The organism is Vibrio zhanjiangensis (assembly GCF_030161235.1).
GTDB lineage: Bacteria > Pseudomonadota > Gammaproteobacteria > Enterobacterales > Vibrionaceae > Vibrio > Vibrio zhanjiangensis.
Window position 1 is genome coordinate 1 of record NZ_BSPW01000049.1, and the last position, 11426, is coordinate 11426.

Sequence of the window (11426 nt, forward strand, 5' to 3'; positions counted from 1 at the left end):
CTGGGTACTATCAAAACAGATCAATCACTTAAAGTCATGTCCGAAAATCGGGGGCCACTTCTCCCATTACACAACGCTTCAAGTTGAGTTATGTGTTTAAGGTACAATGGTTTAGGTTGGGTGTCACCACTTGACGCGGCGTTAGCTCTTAAGGGGATAGAGTGAAGAAATTACCAATTGCATCATTTGGGCTAGGCTTAGCAACTATATTTTTCTCGATGATTGTGGCTTATATCGTCACCGGATCTTTTCTTGGTAAAGTAACGATGATTGAGCTTAAATCATACGGAGGTGTTAATGTTTCTAACTTGGTGAATTGGGAGATTTGGACGTTATTTACATCCCAGTTGGTGCATGCCAAACAATACCATATGTTTTACAACGTCTTATCTCTTGTTGTATTAGGGTGTGCCATAGAGAAACGTATTGGCTGGCTTATGTTTCTCCTGGTTTGGTTTATAGCGGGCGCTTCAGGCACTTTGTATAGTACTCTATTTGTACAAGCACCATGGAATACTGGAACAGGTGGTTCTCAAGCCGTATTGGGTATTGCCGGCTTTGGAATTATTCTAACAACGATTATGCATGATAAACGTAATGTAATTTATGCGTTATTGTTTGCATTAATCCCGGCTTTTTCGCTCGATCTTATTTTTGTTAATTATCCGAAGCCTGGTCATGTTTTAGGCTTGGCTGTCGGTATGGTGCTAGGCGTTTTTTACGTAAATAAGCTAACAAAAAGCTCAAGCAAGGACGCCGCATGCGGCGCCGCTTAGCTTGGCGTTATGTGATAAGGAGGTCACATTGAATATCGAATACAAAGTCAATCAGCAGATTTTGGCTGACGAGTTTATTGAGTTGCTTAAGCGCTCGACGTTAGGAGAGCGTAGACCGATAGAAAATATCAAATGTATCAACGGTATGCTGAACAATAGCAATCTCATAATCACTGCTTGGGATGGGTCCAAACTGGTTGGTATTTCTCGCTCTATTACGGATTTCCATTATTGTTGCTATCTGTCCGACCTAGCGGTTGACGAAGCATATCAAAGATCGGGAATAGGCAAGCAGTTACAAATTCAAACTCAAGCTCAAATAGAGCCTACATGTAAACTGTTTTTAATCGCAGCACCGGCAGCCAATGACTATTATGGGCAAATTGGCTACACCAAAAACGAGCGTTGTTGGGTGCTGGAGTGTGGAAGTGAAATTGTCACATAACAAGGGTTTCAAGAGGACTAAAAACACTAGATCATTTTTTAGTCTTATCAATTTTTAGTTGTTTTGAATATACAGGTATCGAGAAAAATGTCGTTATTCCAGACTCGGTAACTACCATAGGGAAAATGCATTTAACGATAGGCAACTGACCAGCCTGACCATCCCAAATTCGAAGACCACTATTGGCCATCGGGTGTTTGACTATGATGTGAAAATTAAGAGAAATTAACAGTCAAACTGGTCCTGTCGCAAATTACTTATGATGCGATTAGCGATTAGTTTGCCTTTACCGTCTTCAAGCTATTTGATGAATGTAGAAGGTTATCTATGTCAGTATTGAACCTGATTCACTGATGCACCGTCCACATACCAATTTGCACCGGAAACATAGCTAGCCCTCGAGCTAGAGATAAAAACCACCACATTGGCGACTTCTTCAGGAGTCGCCAAACGATTCATCGGGTTTCTCGCCAATACTTTTAAAAACTCATCGGGTTTTTCTTGTTTTACATTTCCCCATAATCCATTTTCAACATAGGTATCACCGGGAGAAACGGTATTTACTCGAATCTCTGGTGCGTGAGTCAAGGCTAATGATTTCATATAGTGTGCCATCGCGGCTTTACCAGCACCGTAGGCTTGGGCATTTTTTTGGCTCAACCCACCTGCCTTTGAGCCAATATATGTAATTACAGGAGTCGGTGAGCAAGTCAATTTATGGATAACGGTCTCTATATTAGATTGAGTGCTGGTAATATCGACTCTGACCACCTCCTCCCATGAATCACTCAATGCACTCACATTGGGCACAAATACATCAATTTCTGGAATCGTGTTGATCCATGCTTCGAACTCATTTCTATCACATACATCAACCACCGCAGCATGCACACTATGGTCGTATTCCCCCAACTCATTCACTGCTCTTTCAATTTTTGTCGCAGTTCGCCCACAAAACCAAACCTCTGCTCCTTCTTGCAGAAAAGCGCGTACTATCGCAAATCCTATCCCTGAAGACCCTCCGGTCACAACAACACGCTTTTTATTTAGTAATAAATCCATTAAGACTTCCCATTAATAACCAATACAATCAGAGATAACGACTTCTCAAATGGGTTTGGAAATGCGCCGCATTGAGGGTTTCGCCTGTTGCTTGTTGGACTAACTCGTCTGTGGTCAACAAACTTCCCTTGCTCCAAATGTTATCGGATAGCCAGCTAAAGATAGGCGTGAGATCGCCCGATTGAATGGCAGCATCCACATCAACACTGTTTTGCATTGAGGCCATAAACTGCGCCGCATACATAGCGCCTAAGGTGTAACTAGTGAAGTAGCCAAAGGCTCCGTCTGTCCAATGGATATCTTGCATACAGCCATTGCGATAGTTACCTTCGGTTGAAAGGCCGAGATAGGTTTGCATTTTATCATTCCAGAGCTCGGGAACGTCTGTGTGTTTAATGTTTCCATTAATTAAGTCACGCTCAATCTCATAACGCAGTATCACGTGAGCTGGGTAGGTGAGTTCATCGGCGTCTACGCGGATAAAATCTTTTTTCACCCGAGTATAGAGCTTGTAAAAGTTCTCTTGCGAGAAAAGCTCAGGGTTATGCCCATCAAAATGTTTTGCGGCATAGTTTGCTAAATGGGCGATAAAGCGGTTACTTCGACCTATTTGCATTTCAAAAAATAATGATTGAGATTCATGAATACCCATTGAGCGCGCTTCACCAGAAGGAAGACCTGATAATGATTTGGGTAGTCCTTGCTCGTAGCGAGCATGGCCAGTTTCATGAATAATCCCCATTAATGATTGAGCGAACTCTTTTTCATCATAGCGGGTTGTAATGCGTACATCGGTTGGTATGCCACCACAAAAAGGGTGCATGCTTTCATCTAAGCGTCCGTGGTTGAAGTCAAATTGCAGCATTTTCATGACTTCTAAACCCAATGCTTTTTGCTTCGCCGCTGAAAATTCACCCTCAGGCACTAGATAACGATCACTGGACTGCTTTTCGATTGCTTGGTTGATAAGATCGGGTAGCCAACTTTTTACATCGGAGAAAAGCGCATCAAGAGAGGCAGAGTTGGTGCCCGGCTCATAGATATCCAACATAGCATCATAAGGCGTGTTACCATTTGCCTCTGCTCGGATCTGCGCTTCTTCTTGAGAAAGTTGAACCACCTCTGCCCAGTTTTTTTCAAATCCTGCCCAGTCATTGTCTTTTCGCTGGGTGCGCCATGCATGTTCACATTTGGAGCCGGCCAGTGATTTTGCTTGTACCAATGCTTCTGGTAGTACATTGGCTTGCTGCCATTCGCGCTTTAGCTCACGTAATGTTGCCTTGTCGGTAACATTGAGAGATTCGCCTTCAGCTTGTTCAAACCATTCTTCTAGCTGCGGTTGGGTATGCAGGTTATGGATATGAACCGAGAGTTCCGCCATGGCTTCAGAGCGAGCTTGGTTGCCACCACTTGGCATCACCGCGGCTTGGTCCCAGCCGCAGATAGCGGCAAGGTGATTGAAATGAGAAATCTTTTTTGAATGCTGTTTTAGCTTTTCGAATGCGCTCATCAGTGGTCTTCCTTAACTATTCATAAGATGAAAAGTGTATCAACCTCGCTAGCGGATACCAAGAGTCATTCCGCGATTAAAGGAATTAATTATTTGTTACCTATCACGTTATTAAATGATCCTATCAAACAGATTGTAAATTTTGGTGTTTTCAATAGGCTTGGTTTGATGATAAAACTAGCACTTGTTATCAATACATCGAAACGATTTCTGAACTGGGGCCTGAATGATCATCAATCTGGAAGCATTTTTAATTGCGATTACTATTTTAACCATCACTCCTGGTCTAGATACGGCGTTAGTGATACGTAATGCTTCTCGAGGTGGTGCAAAAGATGGAATAGCGACAAGTTTTGGTATCTGCGTTGGCCTGTTTGTGCATGCAACTTTGTCTGCGGTGGGGATCTCAGCCATCTTGGCTCAGTCGGCACAATGGTTTGGTATCGTGAAAATGATAGGTGCCGTGTACCTTATCTGGCTTGGGTTCTGTACGCTTAAGGACATTTATAAAGGCAAGTCTAATTCAACCGATTGGGCAACAAACCAAACCCATTACAGTGGAATGCGTTCTATAAGGGAAGGGTTTTTGTCGAATATTCTCAACCCCAAAACGGCGGTATTTTACCTAGCATTTCTGCCTCAATTTATCGATCCTCAGACTTCTGCATTTGCTCAAACCCTGCTGATGGCAAGCATCCATTTTGTGATTGCTATGATTTGGCAAAGTGGCCTAGCACTATCCTTGATCTCGGCGAAGAGCCTGCTGGGTAGCAACGCCTTTCTACGTAGAATGGAGGCCACCACTGGTGCAGTGCTGGTTGGTTTAGGCATTAAGTTGATGATTGAAGCGTGAGTAACGGTGCTTTTATTTCGCTTTTATTGTGCATACCGTTAACTTGCCTTATCAAGTGCATTTGTTACGCCAAAGCGCTGTTTTAAATGGGTGAGAAAAATAGGGTCTTCGCATGTTGCTTTGGCTGGCTCGTCACTGATTTTGGCGACTGCGGCCCCGTTACATTCAGCCATTTTAATCACCATAGACAAGGGCTGATAGCGATTCAGTTCATCTGACCAATCACCCATATCATTGGCGAGGAATGTGCCAATACCAAAGCTAATGGTGGCTCTTTGTGAAAAGTATTCACAGATTTCAAGAGCGCGTTCAAAGTTCAGTCCATCGGTAAATATCAGTGTTTTGGACATGGGGTCGATGCCAAGAGACTGATAATGGTTTAGTATTTTATCGCCCCATGTGAAAGGGTTCCCTGAATCATGACGCACGCCAGCATAAGCCGAGGCACGTTCATAACTAAAGTCTTTTAAGAAGGCATCGATACCTATGGTATCGGTTAGGGCGATACCGAGCGAACCATTAAAAGCTTGGTGCCATGTATCGAGAGCAATTTTTTGCGAGAGAGCGGGGTCGCCAAAACGCTGATGTGCCATAAACCATTCGTGAGCGACCGTCCCTATAGGCTTGAGATCAAAATGCCTCGCGAGATGGTAATTACTGGTTCCAGACATTAAATCAGCCGCGTTTTGCTTAAGAAAATGGATCAGTTCATACTGCACTTTTGAACTGAACCGGCGGCGACTTCCCATCTCAGAAAATTGAAAATTATTAATGCCTCGAGTGGCTAATGCCGCTCGCAAATGAGCAAATTTATCTTCAAGAACATCATAAAATTGTTGGAATGGAATACGATCCCAGCGTTTTTTGTTGCGCACTTCAGAGATGATACTCATTATGAGTGTTTCATAGAGAATCGTCTCGTGCCAGATACCACTTATTGATACTCGCAGTTGCCCATCAAAGACGGTGACAGAGACCTGATGTTTTGGCTTAAACCTAAATTCACCAAGATAGCAAAAGAAGTCCTCATCGAGATAGGGCGCTTGCCGTTTTAAGTAGCGGATGTCTTGCTCGTCAAATTGGTAGCTAGCGAGTTTACATATTTCTTTGGTCACGTCAGTTTGTAAACTTGATAGATTTTCGTCAGAGCGAACAATGAGTTCGTAGCGAACGTGAGTATTTGGATAATATTTTCGGGCAGCGAACATCATATTTATCTTATAGACATCAAGATCTAAAGCGCTTTGGATAATGGTGTCGTTAAACAATGTACTGCCCATGAAGCTTATCCCAAATAAAGAAGTTGTTTCAATTCGCGAACTTTAATAAAAGTGTGCGCAGTTTGTCAAACTTTGTTATTAACTATAGCACCTGTCAATTCTGTATTAATCCACGTAGACAGTTAAAAATATTGATATAAGTAGTAGTAAGGCAAAGGATTTTGACTAGGTTTGTCACTTATTGTTACTTTCTTATTGACCTTGAACCTTTCAATGGTAAGGTACTTTTCAGTTGAGTGATAAGAGAACGCGCAATGATTGTCACTATTGACATGATATGCCTAAGGCTAGGCGAGCATGGGTTAGAGACTCTGTTAATTAAAAGAACCAACCCCGAGCGACCTCAATCTGGTCTTTGGGCGATCCCTGGTGGGTTTGTTTTTGAGCAAGATATGTCTGAGGATGGGGGACAAAAAGCCGATAAAGACTTTGAGGCTGCACGCAAACGTATTTGTCGTCAAAAAATTCATACTTATCCAAATTATATTAGTGAGCCTATGGTGGATGGTAACCCAAAGCGTGATCCGGAAGGGTGGAGTGTTACCATTGCGCATTATGCTTTGGTCAATCAGGCGAATGTTGATCAAATAGACAATTGTGGCCTTGATAGGGAACAACTCAGGTGGTTTCCACTGAAAACAGTGTTAGACAATCAAATGAAACTTGCTTTTGACCATGTTGATTTAATCCAATTGGCATGGAAAAAGCTTCGAGCAGCCATTGAGTATACATCTGTGGCTTTGTTCACCTTAGATAAAGAATTTTTGGTGTCAGATATTATTACTGCTTATGCCAAATTTGGTGTGGAAGTAAACAGAATGACAGTCAAACGGCGTCTTATCGACACGGGCGTGATTGTCAGCGCAAACAAAATCGCTTCTACCAACCGTGGCAAAGGAGGAAAGCCAGCTCAAGTGTATAGCTTAGCGGAAAATAAAGTGATTTATTTTCAAACCTGTCTGCGTTAGCAATGTTTAGGAGTCGGCGATGTTTTTGCAAGTCGTGAATGTAGAAAAAAATAAGACCGCATCGATAGATGTTGATCCTCAAAAAGGATTCAGTGAGCTTTGTCCAAATGAACTTCCTGTTGCTGGGGCTCTCGAAATAGTCAATGAGTTAATTGAAAATCACAGTAAAGCTCAGATTCGTCTCGTGTCGAGAGATATGCATCCTTCAGGTGCCGCTTGGGAAGCCGAACAGCCTGAAAATATGCTCGAGCCAGTGGGACTTCCCGAGGTTGATGTTAAATGGAACCCACATTGTATAGTAGGCACTTTGGGGGCGGAGTTGCTGCCGGGGTTACCCGCGATTCGAGATTACGATTTTCAGATCAATAAGGGTATGGACTGCGATGCGCACCCCTACGGAGCTTTCTACCATGATCAGGCTGAAGCTTTATCTACAGGTGGAATAGAGTATTTGCGTTCAAAAAAGATAGAAACGGTAATTGTTGGCGGCTTAGCTTTAGATTTCTGTGTGAAAAAATCCATTGATCAGCTGTTAGGCGCAGGGTTTAAAGTGATTTTAAATTTGGCCTCGACACGAGCCGTTTTCCCTGAGAATACGGATAACTTGGCAGTGGAACTCAATGACAAGGGAGTGATTGTTGTAAAAAACTCAAACAGCATAGTCAGTGAATAGAGAGCGGTGAAAAATAAACAATGCGAAGCCTAGGCTTCGCATTGTTAGATAGCTATATTGTTAGATAATAGTGTTATCTACTTAAGCGATGGCTTGAGCCTTTGTGGATTTTGCTAATTGATTGAAGTAGAGTTTTGTCTCCTCTGCGACGATATGGCGCAGTGCAAGCAAGCCAACAAGGTTGGGAACAGCCATAAGTCCATTAACTATGTCGGCAATGATCCATATGATATCAAGTTGCAAAAACGCACCAGAGGCCACGAGCGCAACAAAAATCATCTTGTAGGGTAAGACGGCCTTAGTCCCCAAGAGGAAAACGACACAACGTTCACCATAATAATTCCAACCAAGAATCGTGGTAAAGGCAAAGAAGATAAGTCCAGTAGACACGAGTAGAGGCCCAAGTGTTTCAGCATCTAGCCCGACAGCAAACGCGTGAGTTGTCATTGCCGCGCCAGCGAGGTCACTTTGCCAAGCATCGGTTAAAATTAGCGCTAACCCCGTCATGGTGCAAATTATGATGGTGTCAAAGAAGGTCCCAGTCATTGAGATCAAACCTTGTCTAACGCAAGAGTCGGTTTTTGCAGCTGCGGCTGCCATTGGCGCACTGCCAAGGCCTGACTCATTTGAGAACACACCTCTTGCAATTCCAGACTGAATCGCAAGCATTATACTTGCGCCTAAGAATCCGCCAGTTGCAGCACTCGAGCTAAAAGCGGATACAAGAACAAGTTGAATGGCTGCTATTAATTGATCGGCATTAACAATGATCACCCAGAGACAAGCGAACACATAAAAAATAGCCATTGCCGGTACAATTTTGCCAGCGACTTTGGCAATGGATTTAATGCCGCCCAATGTCACAAAAGCAACCAGAAGCGTAAGCATGGTGGCAGATAATACCCGTGGTAAGCCAAACGAAATTTCACTTGCATCTAAAATCGCATTGACTTGTGGAAAGGTACCAATACCAAAACAAGCGACAAGTAGAGCAAAAACGGCAAACAGTATTGCAAGGAACTTGGAACCCACTCCATCCTGAAGGTAATACATAGGCCCGCCGATCATTTGGCCATTGGCATCCACTTTACGATATTTTACCGCCAGAAGGCACTCTGCGTATTTTGTTGCCATACCAAACAAAGCGGCAAGCCACATCCAGAAGAGAGCTCCTGGACCGCCTAATTTTATCGCGGTTGCCACACCGACAATATTGCCAGTGCCGATAGTGGCAGAAAGGGCAGTACACAAGGCCGCAAAACTTGATACATCGCCCTGTTTGCTCGATTCTTTTTTACTAAACAACATGGCTAATGCTGTTGGGAGATACCTAAACTGGAGTAGTCCCAAACGAAAGGTGAAATAGATACCTGTACCCACAAGCAAGATAAGCAGTGGTGGGCCCCAGACAAAATTGTCGACGGTATTGAGTATAGATTGAAGGTCGTTCATGAATTCCCCATAGTGATAAATGATACTAAGGAGAAGAGTGAAAGCGCAGAAACAATGGGTCTACTGATTTCGTGGACGAAAATGTGATTATAGCTGCTTTATCTTTACACTCCTCTGTCCTTTTGCCTGAAAGTTTCACTCACAAATGCTAATGAGCTTGCTCCTTCGGCGACCGATTAAACGGTTCTCTCCAGAGGTTCCTCCAATGACAGTCCACGCTGCATACACAGCACCTGAAAGATTTACTTCTTCGGTAGGTTGTTTGGCCACCAGTATATAAATGGGCCTAAAACCACTCTCCTGCCATCTTCATCGGAACAGTTGTTCAATTGTTGAACAAAAGTAAGTCGGTAGTGTCACCACTACCAACATGTGAACTCTATCATGTTTATGGTGTAATTCAATCAGTTTTTATTATTGCTTGGAAAAGAGAAAATGAAATATTAAAAATGACTTTTACGGGTCATTATGACTCTCAAGATTGTTGTGTCATTTTGACTCTTTATGTGAGTGGGGTTTTCTTAATGTGTTGATTTTACGTGATAAAAAACTTGGCAAGAAAAGTGCTTTGTATACATAGAGTCACTCAATTGCAGAGGTCACTATGTTTAATCAACCCAGTCGAAATACGTTTCAAACCTTGTTAACCATATCAAACATAGGTTTGACTATCACATTCTTAGCCTTGGTTGCGAGCATAATCATTGCTTATCCCTATGCAGATGCCTTTAGCCTGAAAGTACAGGTCGCTGCGCATATTAGCACAATAATCATTGCAGCATTTTTGAAGGTGAGCTACGTAACGCGTTGCTTGGCGCAATATAATTTGGGCTTAGAAGTCAGATAGACAGAGTGGCCAACATTTATCGACTATGTTGGCCAATACAAGTATTTAAAAGTAGTTTGCGTCCACTAATTCGCCGACTCGTACAGCGCTTATATCTTTGCGTGCTTCTAACCATGAGACCACTTGCGCTTGTTGCTCATTAGTGACACTTTTGTATCTTTCAGCATGACAGATAAACCCTTCAAAAAGCTCTAGGCCGCCCCCTCCGAAGCTTAAGTCAAGTGCATCAATATAATCGATGAACTCATCGACAAACATATCATAATTATCGAAATCTTTAATCTTGGTATCACAACTGACGTCGAATCCGAGCATGGCAAACTCGCCAAGAAAGAGTTTCTTTTGGATTCGGCGCTTTTTGTTGTCTATTTTGAATGGTTTCATTGTTATACCTCAGTCACAAAGTAGTTACTTATACCTCATTTTTGGCGTCTACCCAAATTAGTCACTCGTATTATGTGAAAAAATTGATGTATTGGCGATATTTTAGACGAAATGGATAGGGTAAAGTATATAATTGGGGCAAAGCGCTTAAAACAAACGTAATGCTGACTAACGAGTGTTTAAAGATGATATAAAATAAGTACCGAACTAATCGATGAGTTTTTGTTTGGCCGGCTAAGGAGAATGTATGACGAGATTGATTGCTATCGTATTGTTAGCGGCGTTAGCCTTCGTATTGATACGATACCGGACAAATGAAAAATTGCAAAAATACGTTGTAATGACATTGATTTCGGGTTTTTTAATCTATACCACCACTTTGGTCGTGACAGAGCTAATGCGTTAATTCGATAGGAGCAAAAGAATAGTGAACAACGAGTCTGATGTAGAAAATGATGATGTAGTCGTTATTGAAGAGAGGGATAAACGTAGCTACTTATACATCGTTATTGCGGGTTTACTAGGGGCTGCTCTGGGAGGGTTAGTCGGCTCATCTTTGACATCTTCGAAGTGGCAAGAGGCCTACCATGGCTTAGAAAAGAAATACCAGTTGATCGTGGAAGAGAAAAAATTGTTGGTTGATACGGTTAAAGACAAGGTTGATCAAGTTGATGTTGAAATCCAAGCCAAATTGACTCAAGCGCTAGATGCAAAGAAGCAAGCTTATGATGAGGTTGTTGGAACCTTGCAGGCACAGGTCGCTGAACTTGAAAAAGTCAATATGTCTCTTGAAGAAAAACTTAACCAACAAAAACAAAGTATTGTTCAAGCCACTCAAGAAAATCGTAAGTTGAATAGGCAAGCTGATATGCAAGTGACCATGCTTGAACGTTCACGTGAGCTATTTCAGCAGGAGCTGAAAGTGAAGCAGGAGCTTGAAGCCTTAGAAAAAGAACGTGATGACCTTCAACCTAAGTTAAAGCAGCTCAAGGCTGATTGTGATTTATATCTAGCGGGCACTTCATGGGAAGCGAAATCAGATGCGTGTGATAAACAAGACGAGGCTAACTCTCGCCTTAGTCATGTCAACCAAATGATTCGTGTACATCAGATGGATTTAAAGCAAATCCAGACTCTGACAGATGAGTTGGGTTTGTAAGCAGTATTATTGAGAAA

At 42.5% G+C, this 11426-nt stretch carries 13 protein-coding genes and 1 riboswitch; of the genes, 8 read left to right on the plus strand and 5 right to left on the minus strand.

Annotation, left to right across the window (positions count from 1 at the left end; all coding sequences use genetic code 11):
- The first annotated feature begins 161 nt into the window (after positions 1-161).
- Both QQK21_RS12180 and QQK21_RS12185 read left to right on the plus strand, forming a co-directional pair.
- A complete protein-coding gene (locus tag QQK21_RS12180) occupies positions 162-776 on the plus strand; it encodes a rhomboid family intramembrane serine protease (RefSeq protein WP_284192465.1) in 615 nt (204 codons plus the stop codon).
- A gap of 28 nt (positions 777-804) precedes the next feature.
- On the plus strand, positions 805-1221 hold the full coding sequence (locus QQK21_RS12185; RefSeq protein ID WP_284192466.1) for a GNAT family N-acetyltransferase: 417 nt from the start codon (positions 805-807) through the stop codon (positions 1219-1221).
- A gap of 330 nt (positions 1222-1551) precedes the next feature.
- Here QQK21_RS12185 and QQK21_RS12190 read toward each other — a convergent pair whose 3' ends face one another.
- Both QQK21_RS12190 and QQK21_RS12195 read right to left on the minus strand, forming a co-directional pair.
- Positions 1552-2283, minus strand: a complete 732-nt coding sequence (locus QQK21_RS12190; protein WP_284192467.1) for an SDR family NAD(P)-dependent oxidoreductase — start codon at positions 2281-2283, stop codon at positions 1552-1554.
- A 28-nt stretch (positions 2284-2311) separates the two neighbouring features.
- Entirely contained in the window at positions 2312-3793 is a 1482-nt protein-coding gene (locus tag QQK21_RS12195; RefSeq protein WP_284192468.1) for a carboxypeptidase M32, read from the minus strand.
- A gap of 226 nt (positions 3794-4019) precedes the next feature.
- Here QQK21_RS12195 and QQK21_RS12200 point away from each other — a divergent pair, with 226 nt between their 5' ends.
- Positions 4020-4646, plus strand: a complete 627-nt coding sequence (locus QQK21_RS12200; protein WP_284192469.1) for a LysE family translocator — start codon at positions 4020-4022, stop codon at positions 4644-4646.
- Positions 4647-4684: 38 nt separating this feature from the next.
- Here QQK21_RS12200 and pncB read toward each other — a convergent pair whose 3' ends face one another.
- On the minus strand, positions 4685-5926 hold the full coding sequence (gene pncB, locus QQK21_RS12205) for a nicotinate phosphoribosyltransferase (protein ID WP_284192470.1): 1242 nt from the start codon (positions 5924-5926) through the stop codon (positions 4685-4687).
- 254 nt (positions 5927-6180) lie between these two features.
- Between pncB and QQK21_RS12210 the strand changes: the two genes are divergently transcribed.
- Both QQK21_RS12210 and QQK21_RS12215 read left to right on the plus strand, forming a co-directional pair.
- Positions 6181-6894, plus strand: coding sequence for an NUDIX hydrolase (locus tag QQK21_RS12210; protein ID WP_284192471.1), 714 nt, complete (start codon positions 6181-6183; stop codon positions 6892-6894).
- 19 nt (positions 6895-6913) lie between these two features.
- Positions 6914-7567, plus strand: coding sequence for an isochorismatase family protein (locus tag QQK21_RS12215; protein ID WP_284192472.1), 654 nt, complete (start codon positions 6914-6916; stop codon positions 7565-7567).
- Positions 7568-7648: 81 nt separating this feature from the next.
- On the opposite strand, the gene QQK21_RS12220 is transcribed toward QQK21_RS12215, so the two are convergent.
- Positions 7649-9019 carry an alanine/glycine:cation symporter family protein gene (locus QQK21_RS12220; RefSeq protein WP_284192473.1) on the minus strand — a complete coding sequence of 457 codons (1371 nt, stop codon included), beginning with the start codon at positions 9017-9019 and terminating at the stop codon, positions 7649-7651.
- 104 nt (positions 9020-9123) lie between these two features.
- A riboswitch (glycine riboswitch) is annotated at positions 9124-9223 on the minus strand.
- Positions 9224-9623: 400 nt separating this feature from the next.
- Between QQK21_RS12220 and QQK21_RS12225 the strand changes: the two genes are divergently transcribed.
- Positions 9624-9866, plus strand: coding sequence for a hypothetical protein (locus QQK21_RS12225; protein ID WP_284192474.1), 243 nt, complete (start codon positions 9624-9626; stop codon positions 9864-9866).
- A 45-nt stretch (positions 9867-9911) separates the two neighbouring features.
- Here QQK21_RS12225 and QQK21_RS12230 read toward each other — a convergent pair whose 3' ends face one another.
- Positions 9912-10250: a 50S ribosome-binding protein YggL gene (locus tag QQK21_RS12230; protein ID WP_284192475.1), complete on the minus strand. Its 339-nt coding sequence runs from the start codon at positions 10248-10250 to the stop codon at positions 9912-9914.
- 247 nt (positions 10251-10497) lie between these two features.
- Between QQK21_RS12230 and QQK21_RS12235 the strand changes: the two genes are divergently transcribed.
- Positions 10498-10656: a hypothetical protein gene (locus QQK21_RS12235; RefSeq protein ID WP_284192476.1), complete on the plus strand. Its 159-nt coding sequence runs from the start codon at positions 10498-10500 to the stop codon at positions 10654-10656.
- Between the two features lie 21 nt (positions 10657-10677).
- Positions 10678-11409 carry a chromosome partitioning protein ParA gene (locus QQK21_RS12240; RefSeq protein WP_284192477.1) on the plus strand — a complete coding sequence of 244 codons (732 nt, stop codon included), beginning with the start codon at positions 10678-10680 and terminating at the stop codon, positions 11407-11409.
- Positions 11410-11426 lie beyond the last annotated feature (17 nt).

Coding starts and splice junctions, on each gene's coding strand:
- QQK21_RS12230 (WP_284192475.1), bottom strand. CDS start 10,250: ATGAAACCATTCAAAATAGACAACAAAAAGCGCCGAATCCAAAAGAAA.
- QQK21_RS12200 (WP_284192469.1), top strand. CDS start 4,020: ATGATCATCAATCTGGAAGCATTTTTAATTGCGATTACTATTTTAACC.
- QQK21_RS12215 (WP_284192472.1), top strand. CDS start 6,914: ATGTTTTTGCAAGTCGTGAATGTAGAAAAAAATAAGACCGCATCGATA.
- QQK21_RS12235 (WP_284192476.1), top strand. CDS start 10,498: ATGACGAGATTGATTGCTATCGTATTGTTAGCGGCGTTAGCCTTCGTA.
- QQK21_RS12195 (WP_284192468.1), bottom strand. CDS start 3,793: ATGAGCGCATTCGAAAAGCTAAAACAGCATTCAAAAAAGATTTCTCAT.
- QQK21_RS12220 (WP_284192473.1), bottom strand. CDS start 9,019: ATGAACGACCTTCAATCTATACTCAATACCGTCGACAATTTTGTCTGG.
- QQK21_RS12190 (WP_284192467.1), bottom strand. CDS start 2,283: ATGGATTTATTACTAAATAAAAAGCGTGTTGTTGTGACCGGAGGGTCT.
- pncB (WP_284192470.1), bottom strand. CDS start 5,926: ATGGGCAGTACATTGTTTAACGACACCATTATCCAAAGCGCTTTAGAT.
- QQK21_RS12225 (WP_284192474.1), top strand. CDS start 9,624: ATGTTTAATCAACCCAGTCGAAATACGTTTCAAACCTTGTTAACCATA.
- QQK21_RS12210 (WP_284192471.1), top strand. CDS start 6,181: ATGATTGTCACTATTGACATGATATGCCTAAGGCTAGGCGAGCATGGG.